Origin of the sequence: Olsenella uli, from assembly GCF_901212655.1 — a bacterium.
GTDB lineage: Bacteria > Actinomycetota > Coriobacteriia > Coriobacteriales > Atopobiaceae > Parolsenella > Parolsenella uli_A.
Genome location: NZ_CAAKON010000021.1, coordinates 173,714 through 192,287, shown reverse-complemented (window position 1 = coordinate 192,287; position 18,574 = coordinate 173,714). Strand labels below are relative to the sequence as shown.

Annotated in this window: 14 protein-coding genes; all 14 read left to right on the top strand. The window is 66.9% G+C overall.

From position 1 onward, the window contains the following. Window positions 1-157 precede the first annotated feature (157 nt). The 14 genes from EFAMC2_RS04515 to hemL all read left to right on the top strand — a co-directional run bounded on the left by EFAMC2_RS04515 (window position 158) and on the right by hemL (window position 18,532). Window positions 158-1,987 (top strand): NAD(P)-binding protein, encoded by a 1,830-nt coding sequence (locus tag EFAMC2_RS04515; RefSeq protein ID WP_154027499.1) that lies wholly within the window; start codon window positions 158-160, stop codon window positions 1,985-1,987. Beyond that, on the top strand, window positions 1,981-3,849 hold the full coding sequence (locus tag EFAMC2_RS04510) for a [FeFe] hydrogenase, group A (RefSeq protein WP_154027497.1): 1,869 nt from the start codon (window positions 1,981-1,983) through the stop codon (window positions 3,847-3,849). The genes EFAMC2_RS04515 and EFAMC2_RS04510 overlap by 7 nt, the downstream gene beginning before the upstream one ends. 217 nt (window positions 3,850-4,066) lie before the next feature. Then, entirely contained in the window at window positions 4,067-5,119 is a 1,053-nt protein-coding gene (locus tag EFAMC2_RS04505; RefSeq protein WP_261980070.1) for an ABC transporter substrate-binding protein, read from the top strand. Window positions 5,120-5,205: 86 nt separating this feature from the next. Next, the gene (locus EFAMC2_RS04500; protein WP_187325147.1) at window positions 5,206-6,744 is read left to right on the top strand and encodes an ATP-binding cassette domain-containing protein; all 1,539 of its coding nucleotides are present in this window, start codon (window positions 5,206-5,208) and stop codon (window positions 6,742-6,744) included. Between the two features lie 53 nt (window positions 6,745-6,797). Further along, on the top strand, window positions 6,798-7,499 hold the full coding sequence (locus tag EFAMC2_RS04495; protein WP_154027493.1) for a peptidylprolyl isomerase: 702 nt from the start codon (window positions 6,798-6,800) through the stop codon (window positions 7,497-7,499). A gap of 291 nt (window positions 7,500-7,790) precedes the next feature. Beyond that, a complete protein-coding gene (gene pckA, locus EFAMC2_RS04490; protein WP_154027491.1) occupies window positions 7,791-9,395 on the top strand; it encodes a phosphoenolpyruvate carboxykinase (ATP) in 1,605 nt (534 codons plus the stop codon). 277 nt (window positions 9,396-9,672) lie between these two features. Then, on the top strand, window positions 9,673-10,917 hold the full coding sequence (locus EFAMC2_RS04485) for a PocR ligand-binding domain-containing protein (RefSeq protein ID WP_154027489.1): 1,245 nt from the start codon (window positions 9,673-9,675) through the stop codon (window positions 10,915-10,917). Between the two features lie 10 nt (window positions 10,918-10,927). Then, entirely contained in the window at window positions 10,928-12,004 is a 1,077-nt protein-coding gene (locus EFAMC2_RS04480; protein WP_154027487.1) for an AraC family transcriptional regulator, read from the top strand. A gap of 39 nt (window positions 12,005-12,043) precedes the next feature. Beyond that, complete coding sequence (locus EFAMC2_RS04475) at window positions 12,044-13,183, top strand: 1-propanol dehydrogenase PduQ (RefSeq protein ID WP_154027485.1); 1,140 nt, start codon at window positions 12,044-12,046, stop codon at window positions 13,181-13,183. Window positions 13,184-13,672: 489 nt separating this feature from the next. Then, the gene (gene pduA, locus EFAMC2_RS04470) at window positions 13,673-13,960 is read left to right on the top strand and encodes a propanediol utilization microcompartment protein PduA (protein WP_154027483.1); all 288 of its coding nucleotides are present in this window, start codon (window positions 13,673-13,675) and stop codon (window positions 13,958-13,960) included. A 36-nt stretch (window positions 13,961-13,996) separates the two neighbouring features. Continuing rightward, window positions 13,997-14,812 carry a propanediol utilization microcompartment protein PduB gene (gene pduB, locus EFAMC2_RS04465; RefSeq protein ID WP_154027481.1) on the top strand — a complete coding sequence of 272 codons (816 nt, stop codon included), beginning with the start codon at window positions 13,997-13,999 and terminating at the stop codon, window positions 14,810-14,812. 314 nt (window positions 14,813-15,126) lie between these two features. Beyond that, on the top strand, window positions 15,127-16,182 hold the full coding sequence (locus tag EFAMC2_RS04460; RefSeq protein ID WP_154027479.1) for a glutamyl-tRNA reductase: 1,056 nt from the start codon (window positions 15,127-15,129) through the stop codon (window positions 16,180-16,182). 68 nt (window positions 16,183-16,250) lie between these two features. Beyond that, a complete protein-coding gene (gene hemB, locus EFAMC2_RS04455; protein WP_222838519.1) occupies window positions 16,251-17,234 on the top strand; it encodes a porphobilinogen synthase in 984 nt (327 codons plus the stop codon). Further along, entirely contained in the window at window positions 17,234-18,532 is a 1,299-nt protein-coding gene (gene hemL / locus EFAMC2_RS04450) for a glutamate-1-semialdehyde 2,1-aminomutase (protein ID WP_154027477.1), read from the top strand. Before hemB ends, hemL begins: the two co-directional genes overlap by 1 nt. Window positions 18,533-18,574 lie beyond the last annotated feature (42 nt).

The following is an 18,574-nucleotide window of genomic DNA, read 5'->3' as shown; positions in this document are numbered from 1 at the left end:
AAGAGGTTTACAGATGGTCGCACTCTATGGCAGCTTGAAAAGTTGACTACAAATTAGTAGGCATTTGAAGCTGGCCTTCGGCGTTCCGGGGAGGACGTCGTCGGATCGGAGAGGGGTCGCGCGCATGGCGCCGGCCAAAACCAGAAGGTGGTGACCCATGGCACGACTGCATGTGATGGAGCGCAGCCATGCCCAGGCCGTCATGGACGACCTGCACGATGCGCTGGGGCGGCGTCTGGCGGTGAGCTCGCTCGCACCCTGCCCGGTGGAGTTCGCGGCGGCCCTCGTCAACCTCTGCGCCACGCAGAGCTGTGGCAAGTGCACGCCCTGCCGCGTGGGGCTCAAGGCGCTCTCGGGCCTGCTCGAGGACGTGCTCGAGAACCGCGCCGAGGACTCGACGCTCGACCTCATCGAGCGCACGGCCGAGACGATCTTCCTGTCGAGCGACTGCGCCATTGGCTACGAGGCGGGCTCCATGGCACTCATGGCCATCCGGGGCTTTCGCGACGACTTCGAGCACCACATCCACAAGCACAGCTGCGGCTTCGACCGCGCCGAGCTCGTGCCCTGCGTCAGCGGTTGCCCCGCGGGCGTGGACATCCCCGGCTACATCTCGCTCGTCGAGGCGGGGCGCTACACGGACGCCGTACGCGTCATCCGCAAGGACAACCCGCTGCCCGTGGTCTGCGGCCTGGTGTGCGAGCATCCCTGCGAGATGCACTGCCGCCGCGGCATGGTGGACGACCCGATGAACATCCTCGCGCTCAAGCGCTACGCAACCGAGCACATGGAGCGCGAGTACCGTCCCTGGATCGCCGAGGAGACGGGCAAGCGCGTCGCGATCATCGGTGGTGGCCCCGCCGGCATCTGCTGCGCCTACTACCTTGCCCTCATGGGGCACAAGGTCAAGGTTTTCGAGGCGCGCAAGCACCTCGGCGGCATGCTGCGCTACGGCATCCCCAGCTATCGCCTGCCGCGCGAGAGGCTCCAGGAGGAGATCGACTGGATCTTGGACTGCGGCATCGACGTCGAGCTCGAACGCTGCGTGGACGGGCCCGGACTCGAGCGCCTGCGCGGGGAGTACGATGCGGTCTACCTCGCCATCGGCGCCCACAACGACAAGAAGCTCGGCCTGGAGAACGAGGGCGCGCCCGGCGTGGAGAGCGCCGTCAGGATGCTCCGTGCCATCGGCGACGAGGAGCCCCCGGATCTCACGGGCCAGCGCGTGGTGGTCATCGGCGGCGGCAACGTGGCCATGGACGTGGCGCGCTCGAGTGTGCGCCTGGGGGCGGAGAAGGTCTCGATCGTCTACCGCCGCCGCACCGCGGACATGACGGCCCAGGATGCCGAGATTGCCGGCGCCCAGGCCGAGGGTTGCGAGGTCCTTGAGCTCACGGCGCCCATGGGCATCGAGGTGGGCGAGGACGGCCGCGTGCACGGCGTGCGCGTGCAGCCGCAGATCATCGGCGGCCCGCGCCGCGGGCGCCCCGCACCCCGCGCGGCAGATGAGCCCGAGCACGTCATCGAGTGCGACCGCGTGTTCGTGGCCATTGGCCAGGACATCGACTCCGCGCCCTTCGAGGCGATGGGCATCGCCTGCAAGTGGGGGCAGATCCAGACGGCCGCCGACGGCTCCGTGCCCGGCTTCGACGGCCTGTTCTCGGGCGGCGACTGCCAGACCGGCCCCGCCACCGTCATCCGCGCCATCAACGCCGGCAAGGTGGCAGCGGCAAACATCGACCACTACCTCGGCTTCGACCACAAGGTCTCGCTCGAGGTGGAGCTGCCGCCCGTGAAGTTCAAGGGCAAGCGCCCCTGTGGCCGCTGTGAGCTGGGCGAGCGCGAGGCGGGCGAGCGCATCCACGACTGGACGCTCGTTGAGCAGGGCCTCACCGAGCAGGAGGCGAAGCAGGAGGCGTCGCGCTGCCTGCGCTGCGACCACTTTGGCCTGGGGGCGTTTCGCGGGGGAAGGATCACGCAATGGTAGACGAGCTCATCGCCGAGGGCGGCGGCAGCCGCGTCGTGACAATCGTGGGGGAGTCCGTCTCCGCCGCCATCCCCGGGGTCGTGCGCCTCATCATCGACGACCACAAGGTGGACGTGCCCGAGCACACCACCATCCTGGACGCCGCCCGCATGGCTGGCGTTCAGATTCCCACCCTGTGCTACCTGCGCGGCCTCAACGAGGTTGGCTCGTGTCGCGTCTGCGTGGTGGAGGTGGAGGGCATCGACCAGCTGGTGGCTGCCTGCAACAACTACGTGCTGGACGGCATGGTGGTGCACACCAACAGTGCCAAGGTCCGCGCCACTCGGCGAATCAACGTGGAGCTCATCCTCTCGCAGCACGACTCACAGTGCACGAGCTGCGTGCGCTCGCAGAACTGCTCGCTCCAGAGCCTCGCCAACGACCTCAACATCTACTATTTGCCCTACGAGAAGCGCCTGCCGCACGACGAGTGGGACCGCAACTTCCCCCTCATTCGCGACAACGACAAGTGCATCAAGTGCATGCGCTGCATCCAGGTGTGCGACAAGATGCAGGCCACGGGCGTGTGGGACCTCGTGAGCCGCTCGAGCCACTCGGCGGTGAACGTGGCCGGCATGCGGCCCATCGCCGAGACCGACTGTGCCCTCTGCGGCCAGTGCATCACCCACTGCCCGGTGGGAGCGCTTCGCGAGCGCGACGACACGGAGCGCGTCTTTGACGCCATCGCCAACCCCGAGAAGATAACCCTCATCCAGGTGGCACCGGCCGTGCGCGCCGCCTGGGGCGAGGAGTTTGGGCTGCCTCCCGAGGTGGCTACGGTGGAGCGCCTGGCGGCGGTGCTGAGGCGCATCGGCTTCGACTACGTGTTCGACACGGACTTCTCGGCTGACCTTACCATCATGGAGGAGGGCTCCGAGCTGCTCGAGCGCCTGGGCAAGGTTGCCGAGGCAAAGGTGGCGGAGGCTGCAGGCGAGGCCGTGCCTGGCGCGCCGCACGGCCCCATGTTCACTTCCTGCTGCCCGGGCTGGGTGCGCTACGTGAAGGCGCATCACCCCGAGCTCGTGGACCAGGTGTCCACCTCCAAGAGCCCGCAGCAGATGTTCGGAGCGGTGGCCAAGACCTGGTACGCCGATGCCCTGGGCGTAGAGCCCGAGCGCATCTACTCCGTCTCCGCCATGCCGTGCCTGGCCAAGAAGGCAGAGGCCGCACTGCCCACGATGGTGGGGGAGACGGGCGAGCCCGACGTGGACGTGGCGCTCACCGTGCGCGAGGTGGTGCGCATGATCCGCGCCTCGCACATCGACGTGGCGAGCGTGGAGCCCGAGCCGCTCGACACGCCGCTGGGCTTTGGCACCGGCGCCGGCGTGATCTTTGGCGCCACCGGTGGCGTGATGGAGGCAGCCGTGCGCACGGCCTACTACCTCGTCACCGGCAAGGCGCCAGACCCCGAGGGGTTCACCGACGCCCGTGGCCAGGACGGCTGGAAGGAGGCTACCTTCGACCTGGACGGCACGCCGCTGCACGTGGCGGTGGCTCACGGCCTTGCCAACGCCGAGCGACTCATCCAGGCGCTCGAGGCAGGCGAGGTCTCCTATGACTTCGTGGAGGTCATGGCCTGCCCCGGCGGCTGCGCGGGCGGCGGTGGCCAGCCCATCCACGACGGCCAGGAGCTGGCAGAGGCCCGCGGCGAGGTGCTCTGGTCGCTCGACCGCGGCGCCAAGCTGCGCGCCTCCTACGAGAACCCGAGCGTCAAGGCCTGCTACGAGGAGTTTCTGGGCGAGCCTTTGGGCGAGCTTGCGGAGGAGCTGCTCCATACGGACCAGCACGCCTGGCAGGTGCCGGGGGAGGTTGCGCGGGCGTAGGCGCAGGGCCGGTTGTCGTCGCGCGTTGGGCCTCGTGGGCTTGCCGCCCGCGGGGCCCTTTCTGTTCGGTCCTGCTCGCGCGCGGCGGGTCTGGCCGTGCGATTTGGTGCCTGGCCCGGGCTGGAGGCTGCGCACGGAAATCGGGCGTCAACGTGGGCGGCGGAGCGGCCCGGCGGGGCTACTATCAGTCTGTCAATCGTCATGATGGAGGTATCACATGAACGGAAACATGCATCGTCCCATCTCCCGACGGGCCTTCCTCGGCGGCTCGCTCGTGGCCCTGCTCGGCCTGGGGCTCGTGGGTTGCGGCGGCTCGCAGCCGGTCGCCTCGGGCGAGTCGTCTGCCACCACGGCGGCCACGCCTGAGGCCGTGAGCGTCCGTGTCGCCTCGCTCAAGGGCCCCACGTCCATCGGGCTCGTCCAGTTCATGGACCAGGCCAACTCGGGCAAGACCGAGAACTCCTACGAGTTCTCCATCTCCGGTTCCCCGGATGAGGTCACGCCCAAGCTCATCTCCGGCGACGCCGACATCGCGCTCGTGCCATCCAACGCGGCGAGCGTGCTCTACAACAAGACCAAGGGCGCGGTCGAGGTCATCGACATCAACACGCTCGGCGTGCTCAACGTGGTCACCGGCGACGCCACGGTCAAGACCTTCGACGACCTCGCCGGCAAGACCATCTACCTCACGGGCAAGGGCGCCACGCCCGAGTACTCCATGAACTACCTGCTTGGGCAGGCCGGCATCAAGGACCAGGTGACGCTCGAGTTCAAGAGCGAGGCCACCGAGGTGGTCTCCGTGCTGGCAAGCGACCCCACTGCGGTGGGCATCTTGCCCGAGCCCTTCAAGACGGCCGCCCTCGCCAAGAACTCCGCGCTAGCCTCGCCCGTCGACCTCACGGACGTCTGGGACGAGTTTGCCGGCGAGTCTGGCTCCAAGCTCATCACGGGCGTGACGGTGGTGCGCAAGGAATTCGCCGAGCAGAACCCTCAGGCGGTGCTGGAGTTCCTCTCGGGTCACGCCGCAAGCGTCGAGGCCGTGAACGCCGACCCCGCCACGTGGGCCCAGGCCGTGGTGGACGCGGGCATCGTCGACAGCGCCGCGGTTGCCGGGAAGGCCATTCCGGGCTGCCACATCGTCTGCACCACGGGCGACGACATGAAGAAGGCCCTCTCCGGCTACCTGAAGGTGCTCTTTGACGCCGACGCGAGCTCCGTGGGCGGGGCGCTGCCCGCAGACGACTTCTACTACGTGCGGCAGGGCGCCTAGGCTTGGGGTGGTGTCCGTATAGGGGGTGCGGCTTGGCCGAGTGCTCGGATGGGTACCCGGATTCGACGGGTGCGGGGGAGCGCGGCGTGAGTGGCGGGGAGGCTGCGCATCCCGCTGTGCCCCCGCATCCGGCGGCGCCCCCGCGCTCGGCCTCGCCTCGCCGGGGAAAGGTACTTTCCTTTGCCGCCGCGGCCCTCTGGCTCGCCGTGTGGCAGCTCGCGAGCTGGGCTGTGGCCCAGCCGCTGCTGCTCCCCGGGCCGGTGGAGGTCGCGCGGGCGCTCGTCGCGCTTGCCACGGAGCCGGCGTTCTGGGGCAAGGTGGGCTTCTCGGCCGCCCGCATCACGGGCGGCTGCGCCCTCGCGTATGCGGCGGCGCTGCTGCTTGCGGCCGCCTCGCGTGCCTCGGGCGCGTTCGAGGTGCTCGTGCGCCCGCCGCTCGTGGCCATCAAGTCCACGCCGGTGGCGTGCTTCGTGGTGCTGCTGCTCATGTGGCTTGGCGCGTCCAACGTGAGCATGGCGGCGGTGTCCCTCATGGCGCTGCCTGGCGTGTACTTTCCCGCGCTCGAGGGGCTGACCGGCGTCGACGCGGGCCGCTTGGAGATGTTGCGCGTCCACGGGGTCCGGGGCGCGCGCCGCCTCCTGGCGCTCACCTGGCCCGAGGCTCTGCCGTTCCTCCTGGCCGCCAGCAAGACGGTCTTGGGCATGAGCTGGAAGTCCGGCGTGGCGGCCGAGCTCATCGGCATGCCGCTCGGCAGCATCGGCGAGCGCATCTACCAGGCCAAGCTCCTGCTGGACACGCCAAGCCTCTTTGCCTGGACGCTTGTGGTGATTGCCCTTGCCACCGTGTGGGAGCGTGCGTGCCTCTGGCTGCTTCGGGCGAGCGGGCCCGCGGCCATTCGCCTTGCCGTGCGGCTGCGTCCGAGGGACGAGGCTGAGTTAGGGTTCGGCGTCGCGGCCCGGTCCGGCTTTTGCCCTGGCGGAACCGGGGGCGCGGTCGAAGCCGGGGACGACCTCCCAGGGGGAGTGCCCGAACCTGGGGCCGACGCCTCGAGGGGTGCCATTGTCGCAGACGGCCTCGTGTTGCCGCATGGTGCGGCAGGGGGTTGGCCGGTCTTGCTCTCGGTTGTGCCGGGCGGCCGCCTCTGCCTCATGGGGCCCTCGGGCGTGGGTAAGACCACGCTGCTCCGCGTGCTCGAGGGATTGGAGACGCCAATCTCCTCCGAGCGCCTCGAGGTTCCCGCCCGCATCTCGGTCGAGTTTCAGGATGCCAGGCTCATCGAGGGTGCCTCCGCGTTCGCGAACTGCGCACTTGTCGCGGCCCCGGACAGGTCAGACGCGGAGATTCGCCGCCTGCTCGAGCGGGCCATCCCGGGCATCGACCCTTGCGTGTCTGTTAGCGAGCTCTCCGGTGGGCAGCGCCGGCGTGTCGAGCTCGTGCGTGCCCTGCTCGCGCCGGGGGACTGCATCATCCTCGACGAGCCCTTTGCCGGCCTGGACGATGGGGCCCACGCGGCCGTGTGCTCCCTGGTGCGCTCCGAGCTCCGTGGCCGTTCCCTAGTGATTGCCACGCATGACGCTCGCGATGCCGGGCTGCTGGGCGCCGCGGTCTATCATGTGGGCACTTGAGCGCCGGGTGCTCGGTGCCAGACTCATCACACGACCAACCGGAAGGCACTTCCATGAAGCTCGCTCCCATGTCCCGTCGCACGTTCCTCGCCGCCGCCCTCGGTGCCGCCGGCTCGCTTGGCCTCGCCGCATGCGGCAGCGCTCATTCCGACAAGTCCGCGTCGACCGCCGCTGCCACGAGCGCTGCCTCGGCCTCCGCTTCTGCCACCACGGACGCCGATGCCGCCACCTCGGCCGAGACCGGCGTCGACTACTCCCGTGGCACGCACCACGCCACCCTCGAGATTGCCGACTATGGCACCGTCAAGCTCGAGCTCTTTGCCACCAACGCGCCCAAGACCGTGGCCAACTTCGCCAAGCTCGTCAATGAGGGCTTCTACGACGGCCTTACCTTCCACCGCATCATCAAGGGCTTCATGATGCAGGGCGGCGACCCCAACGGCGACGGCACGGGCGGGTCCGGCGAGACGGTCGAGGGCGAGTTCTCCTCCAACGGGCATCCCAACCCCATCTCGCACACGCGGGGAACCATCTCCATGGCCCGCTCGAGCGCTCCTAACTCCGCCAGCTCGCAGTTTTTCATCATGCAGGAGGACTCCGTCAATCTCAATGGCAACTACGCCGCCTTTGGCCACGTGACGGACGGCATGGACGTGGTGGACGCCATCTGCAACTCCGCCGAGCCCACGGACAGCAACGGTACCATCGCAAAGGACAAGCAGCCCAAGATTTGCTCGCTGCGCATGGACGACTAGCGCTCAGCCCCCTCGTTTGGTAGCGGGGCTCCGGCGGTGGAGCTGCCGTTTGCCTGGGCCACCGGGGTTGTTGGGTAAAGGCAGATGGCAGCAGAGCCTCCCCATGAGGGGAGCTCAAAAGGTGCCCTACCACGTTTTGCTGCATTTTGCCTGCACGCTCCACCCACACGCTCAGGCCCACCGTCCGCCGATTATTGTCCGCACCATTCACGGAAGTGCGGGCTCCGGGCGGTGGGCTTGCGGTATGACCTTCTTGTCGGAGATTGGAAGAACCACGACAGGAGGTCCATCATGCGTCACGCGTTTACGAAGAAGCTCCTCGCACGTGAGAATGTGACCGGCGGCCCGCAGATCTACGAAGATCTTGCACCTGCCAAGCTCGTCGAGGCCGCCCTTGCCAATGGCGAGGGCGTTTTGGCGTCTAATGGCTCGCTGGTAATTGACACGGGCGAGCGCACGGGTCGCTCGCCCAACGACCGCTTCGTCGTGGATGACCCCGCCATTCATGACAACGTCTGTTGGGGCAAGACGAACGTCCCCATCGACCGCGAGGTCTACGAGAGCATCGTCCATGGCGTCTCCGGCTACCTTTACGGCCGCGACCTCTACGTCGTCCACGGTCTTGCCGGCGCCAACCGCAACCACACCCGCAGGGTCTGCGTCGTGTGCGAGCGCGCCAGCCAGGCGCTGTTCATCCGCCAGATGCTCATCCGTCCCACAGCCGAGGAGCTCGCGAACTTTGGCGAGCCCGACATCTGCATCCTCGCTGCCCCCGGCTACCACCCCGACCCCGAGGACGACCACGTCAACTCCGACGCGGCGGTCATGCTCGACCTCGCGGGCGGCTGCATCGTGGTTGCCGGCACCGGCTACTCCGGCGAGATCAAGAAGGGCGTCTTCTCCTTCATGAACTACCTGCTGCCGGTCGAGGACGACGTGCTTTCGATGCACTGCTCCGCCAACGTGGACCCGCAGACGGGTGAGACGGCCGTGCTCTTTGGCCTCTCCGGCACGGGCAAGACGACCCTCTCCGCCGACCCGACGCGTCAGCTCATCGGCGACGACGAGCACGGCTGGTCCAAGCACGGCGTCTTCAACATCGAGGGCGGCTGCTACGCCAAGACCATCGACCTCTCTCCGATCACCGAGCCCGACATCTACAATGCCATCCGCTTCGGTGCCGTGTGCGAGAACGTGGTCCTGGACAAGGAGACCCGCGAGCCGGACTACTCCGACGGCTCCAAGACCGAGAACACGCGCGTGGCGTATCCGGTCGAGCACATCAGCTCCGTGCGCCTCGACGGCCGCGGCGGCGTGCCGAGCGTCGTGCTGTTCCTCACCTGCGACGCCTTTGGCGTGCTCCCGCCGATCTCTAAACTCTCCCGCGAGGGCGCGATGTACCACTTCATCACCGGCTTCACCTCCAAGGTGGCCGGCACGGAGGAGGGCATCAAGGAGCCCACGCCCACGTTCTCCGCGCTTTTTGGCGAGCCGTTCATGCCGCTTGACCCGATGGTCTATGCCGACATGCTTGGCAAGCGCATCGACTCCACGCACTGCCGCGTGTACCTCGTGAACACCGGCTGGCAGGGTGGCGGCTATGGCGTGGGCGCCCGCTTCAGCCTGCCCGCGACCCGCGCGCTCGTCTCCGCGGCGCTCTCCGGCGAGCTCGATGCCGAGGGCTACACGCACGACGACCGCCTCAACCTTGACATCCCCGTTGCCTGCCCGGGCCTGGACGCCAAGGTCCTCAACCCGCGTAACAGCTGGACGAGTGGCGAGGCCTACGACGAGGCCGCCGAGAAGCTGGCCGAGATGTTCGCCAACCACGCCGCCGAGCGCTTCGCCACCGTTGACGAGAACGTGCTTGCGGCCGGCCCGCATCCCACGAAGTAGCACTTTTTTGCCCACCTTGGGCGAGGACGGCTGTGCGGCATGCGTCGTGCAGCCGTCCTTTTTTCGTAGAAACCTCTATATAGCGCGTCTAATCGACCTATAGTGTTCATACATTGTGGGTTACCACCAGGAAGGGTCCCTTAGTTGTATTGGTCTAACGTGGCATTTTTTTATTGACAGCAAATATTTACCCGTACCATACTTTTGAGTAATGGTTTTCTGTGCGTTCGTTAACACTTGAAACCAGGTTTACATCTCACGCGAAGGGAACCTCCACATGGCCGGGACGAAAGCCGGGGGCATCACCGACTACGTCGATACTGAACATCTCCAGAAGGTTATGGACGCCTGTTCCAAGGCTTTTGGCGTCGCCCTGGTTGCCGTTGACTATCACGGCACGCCTATCACGCGCAGGAGCGGCTTTACCGAGCACTGCCGCATAGGACGCAGCAACCCCGAGTTCTGTGCCATGTGCGAGCGCTGCGACGCCTTCGGCGGCATTCGCTCTGCGATGTCGTCGGAGCCCTGCATCTATCGCTGCCACGCAGGGCTCGTCGACTTCGCGGTGCCCATCGTGGCGGGCGACACCTATCTCGGCGCGGTGCTTGCCGGCCAGGTCAAGGTCATCGATGAACCCGACGGCGGCATTCAGAGCGTCGTCCCGGAGGACCGCGAGGTCTACAGCTCCGTCGAGCTGCTCGCGGCCAGGGACCAGATTCAGCCCATCGAGTTCGACCGGCTCGTTGCCATCGCCGAGACCGTGCGCAACATCATCTCCTCCATCGTCGGCGGTGAGCTCGCGAAGACCGCGGCCGAGCTCGACGAGGTCGTGCGCGACAAGGACCAGGAGCTTATGAGCCTCCATGCCCAGCTTGGCGACGCCCAGCGGAGGCTGCGCAGCAGGGTCGAGGGCGCACGGAGGCTCGAGGAGGTCTTCCGCTGCTTCTTCCCCGTTCTAAGCGAGCTGCACGCCATGGCCATCGAGGAGCAGGCCGCGTCCACCGACTCCTTGCTGCTCGACTTCGTCGACGCCTCGCGCTACGTGCTCGAGACCGAGTGCTCGCTCGTGACGCTGGGGGAGGAGACGGCGCACGTCAAGATGCTGTTGCACCTGCTGTCGACGCGCCTGCCGACCCCCATTGACTATGCCGTGCGCTCTCCCGAGCGCCTGTCGCTCGTGCCGTGCCCCTTCATGGTCTTGCGCCCCATCATCCTAACCGCCCTCGACGACCCTTGGGACGCCACGGCCGAGAACCCTTGTATCGTGCTCGTTGACTGCACCGAGGGCGACAAGTGCGTCGAGGTGCGCGTCGCCCAGAACCGCATGGGCGTCTCAGCCATGCGCCAGGCCATCGACGGCAGGCTCGAGGGTCTCAACCTCAGTTTCACGCTCGTCGACGCCGACCGGCACCTGCGTGACCTCGGGCTCGGGGCCTCAGGCTTCGTCGTCTCTCCGAGCGCCAATGACGATGAGCGCGGGTGTGTCGTGAGCTTCAAGTTGCCGCTTTCGAGCGGGGAGTGAGGTGGCTTCGATGAGTAGCGTCCTGCTGTTTGCCGAGAACCCGCGCGAGCTTCGCTTGATGAAGAACACCCTGACGCCGTCGCTTGAAGACAACGCGCCCGCGTGTGCGGACACCTTCGACCATGCCTACGCACGTCTCAAGCTCAACGGGGCCGATCTGCTCGTTGCCGATGTGCCCTGCTTCACCTATGCGTACTGCACGTTCCTCTCGAAGTGCCTCAAGCTCTGCCCTGGCATGGCGGTGCTCGTCACCTCAGCGGCCGCCAACAAGGAGGTCTCGAGCAGCGTTTGGCGCCTGGGCGCCACCGACTACCTGCTCAAGCCCTACCGGCCCGACTGGCTCGTCGCGGCCGTGCACGTCATCCTCTCCAAGCCCGGCAGCGACATCCAGGAGTCGCGCATGGACTGGCGCCGCGAGCGCAGCGTTCGCTGGATAGGCGAAAATTTGCGAGCGTATAAGTACAAAAAGTGCTTTCAAGCCACAAGAGAGTACGTTGATTCGCTCTACGACAGCTTGGAGAATGCTCAAGAAATAGCGGATAGCATGCTTGCCTTCGCGGCAGGTGTCGTGGGACTCGCGGGTGAATATGGGCCTACGTGCGCCTACGACGCAAAGACCTACCTCGGGCGCGCGACCTTCCGCTTCGAGCAGGTACAGATGGGATATCGCTACGATGCGTACGCGGTGTTCGAGAAACTCATCGGCAGGTTGTTCGACCTTGTGGAGAAGGAGGGGCTTTCGGGCGTGAGCCCGATGCAGCGGATCGTCACGAAGCTCGACCGCAGCGTCCATGTCGACTTCACGCTTGTGGAGGCTGCACGCTACGCGAGCATGTCTCCGAGCTACTTCAGCAAGTACTTCAAGCGTGAGACCGGCGTGAGCTTCGTGAACTATATGACCGAGAACAAGCTCGAGTACGCAAAGCTCATGCTGAGCGAGAGCGACGCCTCGGTCACGGTCATTGCGCGCGAGCTCTCCTACAACGGGGCCAACTACTTCAGCAAGGTGTTCAAGAAGCACCTGGGCATCACGCCGAGCGAGTATCGAGAGCAGAACGGCACGCACAAGAGATTGTCCTTGGATTAGACATCGGCTGCGACGCAGCCAGGCTCGAGAGGGGACAGAATGCAGGATTGCAGCGTCAAGACGAGCGTCTACTTTGGTTCGGGTGCGCTCGGCAGGCTTGCCGATATCAGTGACAAGCGGGTGCTCATCGTCACGGACGGCTTCATGGCGAGCTCTGGAACGGCGGACAAGGTTGCGTCCCACCTCACCAACTGCACCACCAAGGTTTATGACAAGGTTGTGCCCGAGCCTCCCATCGACGTTGTCGCCCAGGGCGTCAAGGCGCTCGAGGAGCTCGACGCCGAGGTTATCGTTGCGCTTGGTGGCGGCTCGTCGATCGACGCCGCGAAGGCCATCCGCGCCATCTACCGCGATGCCTCCGGCGCCGCGGAGCAGCTGCCCCTCATCGCTATTCCCACCACGAGCGGCACGGGCTCTGAGGTGACCGACTACGCGGTCATCACCAACCCTGCCCAGGGCGTCAAGTACCCGCTGGCCAACCCCGACCTCGCGGCCACCGAGGCCATCCTCGACCCCGAACTCACCGAGTCGGTCCCGCCGGCGATCACCGCCGACACGGGGCTCGACGCGCTTACGCACGCCATCGAGGCCTACGTCTCGACCGACGCGAGCGACTTCACTGACGCTTGGGCCGAGAAGGCCGCCCAGCTCATCTTCGAGTACCTCCCGCGCTGCCACAAGGACGGCAGCGACCTCGAGGCGCGCGAGAAGATGAGCAACGCCGCCTGCCTGGCGGGCCTTGCGTTCAACCGCGCGGGCCTCGGCGTCAACCACGGCGCCGCCCACGCCATTGGCGCTCGCTTCCATCTGCCTCACGGTCGCTGCTGTCAACTGCTTCTGCCCCATGTTATTGCGTTCAATGCCGATCTTGAGGGCGCACGCAATGGGCAGTACAGCCGTGCGGCCATCAAATATGCCCACCTTGCGAAGATTCTTGGGTTTAGCGCGGCAACCGTCCGTCTGGGCGCGAGTAGCCTTGCCCGCGAGGTGGACAGGCTGTGTCGTTCCGTTGGCGAGCCTGCGACCCTTAAGCAGTGCGGTGTCGACGTTGCCGAGGCAAAGGCACAGCTTCCCGAGTTGGCGAAGCTTGCCGTGGCAGACCCCACCACGGCTACCAATCCTCGTGATGTAAACGAGAATCAGGCTTCTGCTTTGCTCGAGAAGCTGTTGGTCCGATAGTCCCTCTCCTGCTATCGTACCTCACGACCTAGACGGTCCTTGCGTGTTTCTCTGCTATTCAGGGCCCTTTGCCCGTGGCCATGCGTTCGCCCGCATAGCCACGGGTTTTTTGCATTGGCGCCCGCTCGCGGCGTCCGTCGACGACCACGTGCCGTCTGACGGCAGCCGCCCGCCATCTACCGGATGCCATACCTTATCCACTGGAGACCACGTGTCGGTCATACGCCATCTGCTGGCGCCTGTGCCCCGTCAACCCCTGGAGCCGTGGGTTTTATACCGTCTCCCCTTGCCCTTTCGAGGGAGCGGGATGACAAGGGGTACTTTCATGGCACAAAATGACACTCTTATGCGCCAGAAGTTGCCCTGTGGCGACAAATTTTCCAAGTGGTTACAGATGCAAACTTATTGGTGAAGGGACCTGTGCCTTGGGGACGCGAGAGCGACGGAGGGCGCGGGTAGGTATTGGTGCATGTCACAAGGAGGTTCTATATGCAGAGTGAAGCTCTGGGCATGGTCGAGACCAAGGGTCTCGTCGGCGCCATCGAGGCCGCCGATTCCATGGTCAAGTCCGCCAACGTCTCGCTGGTCGGCTACGAGAAGATCGGCAGCGGCCTGGTGACCGTCATGGTCCGCGGCGACGTGGGCGCGGTCAAGGCTGCCGTCGACGCCGGCTCGGCCTCGGCCGAGAAGGTTGGTCAGGTCGTGTCGACGCACGTCATCCCGCGCCCGCACACTGACGTCGAGAAGATCCTTCCGCACCCTGAGGTCCAGGCCTAGCACATGGCTTATCGCCTTTCTTAAGAAGGGAATGCAATGAACGAAGAGCTTGTAAACAAGGTCATGGCCGAGGTCGCCAAGCAGCTTGGCTCCGCCGCCCCCAACACCGCCAGCAGCTCCACGGTCGCCAAGGGCGCCCCGAAGCCGGCCGGCGCCTGCAACCTCACCGAGTTCGTGGGCACCGCCATCGGCCACACCATCGGCCTCGTGATCGCCAACGTCGACCGCCAGGTCCACGAGAAGTTCGGCCTGGACCCGAAGTACCGCTCCATCGGCATCGTCGGCGACCGCACCGGCGCCGGCCCGCAGATCTTCGCGGCCGACGAGGCCGTCAAGGCCACCAACGTCGAGGTGCTCAAGATCGAGCTGCCCCGCGACACCGAGGGCGGCGCCGGCCACGGCTCGCTCATCGTCTTCGGCGCCGAGGACGTCTCCGACGCCCGCCGCGCCGTCGAGGTGACGCTGGCCGACGTCGAGCGCACCATGGGCGATGTCTACGGCAACTCCGCCGGCCACCTGGAGTTCCAGTACACCGCCCGCGCCTCCCACGCCCTGGCCAAGGCCTTCGGCGCCCCGGAGGGCAAGGCCTTCGGCATCACGGTGGGCGCCCCGGCGGCCATCGGCGTGCTGCTCGGCGACACCGCCGTCAAGGCGGCCACGGTCGACGTGGTCTCGGTCTCCAGCCCCGCCCACGGCACGAGCTTCTCCAACGAGGTCATCACGACCTTCTCCGGCGACTCGGGCGCCGTCAAGCAGGCCATCGTCGCCGCCCGCGAGGTCGGCAGGCAGGTGCTGGGCGCCATGGAGCCCTCCGAGCCGCTCGAGAGCACCACGACTCCGTACATCATCTAGGCGATCACCGCCGCCGGGCCGTGCGTGCCCGGCGGCGCCCGCACCAGAGCAGCCACGGCCGGCCGTCGCATTGCGCCCAATGCGCCGGCCGATTGTGACTGCTTTTGCGTTAATCCGTCAAAATGAGACGTGTGCGGGTAATAATATGTCGCCCTCTCGGGGGAATATCGTGCTCTGGTACCCGGTAGAATATAGTTTTCGAAGATTGTGAACCTAGTAGCCCGAGGTGTCGGCGCGTCTGGTGCCGCGCCTCGGTCTTGTCTTGACTCTAGGTCGTCTGGCGGGCCAAGGGTCCGAGAAAGCGAGGTAGTGCGGTGGTTGTGGCTGTTGGCATCGACTGGGAGTCGGCCTCCATGGAGGTGCGCGAGCTGTTCGCCATCCCCAAGTCGGCCGAGACTACCTTCATGGAGGCGGCCATCGCTCGTCTCGGCGCGCGCGGATGCGTGCTGCTCAAGACGTGCAACCGGTTCGAGACCTACTTCGACATGCCTGCAGGTCAGGACTTCACCGACGAAGCATTTCTCGTCAGGGCCACTACCGCCGTGCGCGACCTGGCCCTCTCGCTCCACGGCGAGACGCAGCGGCCGATGGTGCCCAAGCTGTTCGCCCTCGCAGGCGCCGAGGCCTGCAGGCGGCTCATGACCATCTCCTGCGGCCTGCGCTCCCAGGTGCTGGGGGAGGACCAGATCATCTCTCAGGTGCGCCGCGCCCAGACGGCGGCGCGCGAGGCCGGCTGCATAACGCCCGAGCTCGAGACCCTCTTCCGCCTCGCCGTGACCTGCGGCAAGGCCGTACGAACGCAGGTGCAGTTCCACCAGGAGGGCACATCGTGCGCCCGCACCGCCATCGACCTCGCCGAGCGCGAGCTCTCGGGCCTGCGCGGCCTGCGCGCGCTCGTGATTGGCAACGGCGAGATGGGACGGCTTGCCGCCGAGCTGCTCGTGGCGCGCGGTGCCGACACCGCGATCACCCTGCGCACCTACCGCCATGGCATCACCCTGGTTCCCCGCGGCTGCAAGACCATCTCCTACGACGACCGCATGTCGTTCATGGAGGGCTGCGACCTTGTTGTGAGCGCCACCAGAAGCCAGCACATCACTGTGTCGCGCGCGGCGTTCGAGGCGCTCGCGACGCGCCCCCGTGCCCTCGTTGACCTCGCCATGCCCAGGGACATCGAGCTCGCCTGCGGCGAGGTGGAGGGCGTGCGCCTGTTCAACCTCGACGACATGCGCGACGGCTCCGAGGCCGACCTTAACGCCTCCGCGCGCAATGCCGCCCATGACCTCATCAAGGAGCATCTGACAGACTTCGAGACCTGGTGCAGCGAGCGTGCCCGCCGCCTTGGGCAGGCCCAGGCCATCTCAGCCTGAGGCACCAGTCGTCCCGTCCACCCGGGGCCCGCGACATCCCAGGACCCCTCGGCTGAAAGAAGGATTTTGTGATAGAGCCCATTCGCCCGCGCCGCCTACGCCGTACCCCCGCCCTTCGCGCCCTGACGCGCGAGACGCGCCTGTCGAGCGCGAGCCTCATCTACCCGCTCTTCGTCGTGGAGGACACCAACGTCAAGAGCGAGATCACCACGCTCCCGGGCCAGTACCACTACTCGCCCGACCGCGTGTGCGAGGCCGTCGAGGAGCACCTGGCGGCCGGCGTCGACAAGTTCATCCTCTTTGGCCTGCCGGCCCACAAGGATCCCCTCGGCCGCGGCGCCTACGACGAGAACGGTGTCGTGCAGCAGGGCCTGCGCGCCATCCGCGAGCGCTATCCCGAGGTCATGCTCATCGGCGACGTGTGCCTGTGCGAGTACACGAGCCACGGCCACTGCGGCGTGCTCGTGGGGGATGCCCCCGACAACGACCAGACTCTGCCGCTGCTTGCACAGACCGCCGTCTCCCAGGTGGCGGCCGGCGCCGACATGGTGGCTCCCTCGGCCATGATGGACGACCAGGTGGCGGCCATTCGCTCCGCTCTTGACGAGGCGGGCTACGACCAGGCCCCGATCATGAGCTACTCGGCCAAGTACGCCTCGGCCTTCTACGGTCCCTTCCGAGGCGCCGCGGACTCCGCGCCGGCGCACGGCGATCGCAAGGGCTACCAGATGGACCCGCACAACGTGCGCGAGGCCGTCAAGGAGAGCCTCATCGACGCCGAGCAGGGCGCCGACATCCTCATGGTCAAGCCCGCGCTTGCCTACCTCGACGTCATCAGCCGCGTCAAGGAGGCCACCGACCTGCCGCTTGCCGCCTACTCGGTGAGCGGCGAGTACGCGATGGTGAAGGCCGCTGCCGTGGCCGGCCTCGTGGACGAGGACACAATCGTCTCCGAGAGCGCCGTGTCGATCTTCCGCGCCGGCGCTGACATCCTCATCACCTACTACGCCAAGCGCATCGCTGGCGCCATCGCCGAGGGAAGGATCGGATAATGAGCCTCACCTACGAGACATCGCATCGCCTGTTCGCCGAGGCTCGCCAGGTGCTTCCCGGGGGCGTCGACAGCCCGGTTCGCGCCTACCAAAGCGTGGGTCTTGAGCCGCCGTTCATCGCTCGTGGCGAGGGGTCGCACATCATCGACGTCGACGGCAACGACTACGTGGACTACGTCGACTCGTGGGGCCCGCTCATCCTGGGGCACAACCACCCCGCGATTCGCGAGGCCGTGATCTCGGCCGCCTCGCGCGGACTGTCCTTCGGGGCGTCCGTGGCTGGTGAGGCTGACCTCGCCAGGCTCATGTGCCGCATGGTGCCGGGCCTGGAGATGGTGCGCTTCGTGAACTCCGGCACCGAGGCCGTCATGAGCGCCCTGCGCCTCGCGCGCGCGGCGACGCGCAGGGACAAGGTCATCAAGTTCGAGGGCTGCTACCACGGCCACGTCGACAGCATGCTCGTCAAGGCCGGCTCGGGCGCCCTCACCGGTGGCGTGCCCAACTCGCCGGGCGTGCCCGCGGCCGTGACGGCCGACACCCTGCTCGCCACCTATAACGACCTCGAGAGCGTCGAGCGCCTGCTTGCCGAGAACACCGGCGAGGTGGCCTGCGTCATCGTCGAGCCCGTGGCCGCGAACATGGGTGTCGTACCGCCCGAGGCGGGCTTTCTCGAGGGCCTGCGCAAGCTGTGCGACGCGTCTGGCGCGCTGCTCATCTTCGACGAGGTCATCACGGGGTTCCGCCTGGCTGCGGGCGGCGCCCAGGAGCGCTTCGGCGTGCATGCCGACCTGGTGACCTACGGCAAGGTCATCGGCGCCGGTATGCCCGTGGGTGCCTACGGCGGCTCGCGCAAGCTCATGGAGCTCGTGGCGCCGGCCGGCCCGGTCTACCAGGCCGGCACCCTCTCGGGCAACCCCGTGGCCATGGCTGCGGGCGCCGCGCAGCTCGAGATCATCTCCTCCGACGCCGGCTTCTACGACCGGCTCGACGAGCGCGCCGCGCGGCTGACGCAGGGGCTTGCCCAGGCATGCGCGCGCGCCGCCGTCGTGCAGGGCGTGGGCTCGCTGGCCTGCGTGTACTTCAGCGCGGGAGAGCCCGTGCGCTGCTACGCCGACGCTCTTGCCTGCGACACGGACGCCTTCTCCGCCTACTTTGCGGGCATGCTCGACCGCGGCGTCTACCTTGCCCCCTCGCAGTTCGAAGCCTTGTTCGTCAGCGCCGCCCACACCGACGCCGACATCGACGCGACGATCAACGCTGCACGTGAGGTATTTGGAGGACTTCGTGAGCGCGACTAAGATTCGCATGCCACGCGCCTGCGCCGTGTCCGCCGCACCGGC

What these genes read in the sequence shown, in the direction of transcription:
- EFAMC2_RS04515 (WP_154027499.1), top strand. Translation starts at nt 158, where the DNA reads ATGGCACGACTGCATGTGATGGAGCGCAGCCATGCCCAGGCCGTCATG.
- EFAMC2_RS04485 (WP_154027489.1), top strand. Translation starts at nt 9,673, where the DNA reads ATGGCCGGGACGAAAGCCGGGGGCATCACCGACTACGTCGATACTGAA.
- hemL (WP_154027477.1), top strand. Translation starts at nt 17,234, where the DNA reads ATGAGCCTCACCTACGAGACATCGCATCGCCTGTTCGCCGAGGCTCGC.
- EFAMC2_RS04505 (WP_261980070.1), top strand. Translation starts at nt 4,067, where the DNA reads ATGAACGGAAACATGCATCGTCCCATCTCCCGACGGGCCTTCCTCGGC.
- pduB (WP_154027481.1), top strand. Translation starts at nt 13,997, where the DNA reads ATGAACGAAGAGCTTGTAAACAAGGTCATGGCCGAGGTCGCCAAGCAG.
- pduA (WP_154027483.1), top strand. Translation starts at nt 13,673, where the DNA reads ATGCAGAGTGAAGCTCTGGGCATGGTCGAGACCAAGGGTCTCGTCGGC.
- EFAMC2_RS04495 (WP_154027493.1), top strand. Translation starts at nt 6,798, where the DNA reads ATGAAGCTCGCTCCCATGTCCCGTCGCACGTTCCTCGCCGCCGCCCTC.
- EFAMC2_RS04510 (WP_154027497.1), top strand. Translation starts at nt 1,981, where the DNA reads ATGGTAGACGAGCTCATCGCCGAGGGCGGCGGCAGCCGCGTCGTGACA.
- EFAMC2_RS04480 (WP_154027487.1), top strand. Translation starts at nt 10,928, where the DNA reads ATGAGTAGCGTCCTGCTGTTTGCCGAGAACCCGCGCGAGCTTCGCTTG.
- pckA (WP_154027491.1), top strand. Translation starts at nt 7,791, where the DNA reads ATGCGTCACGCGTTTACGAAGAAGCTCCTCGCACGTGAGAATGTGACC.
- EFAMC2_RS04475 (WP_154027485.1), top strand. Translation starts at nt 12,044, where the DNA reads ATGCAGGATTGCAGCGTCAAGACGAGCGTCTACTTTGGTTCGGGTGCG.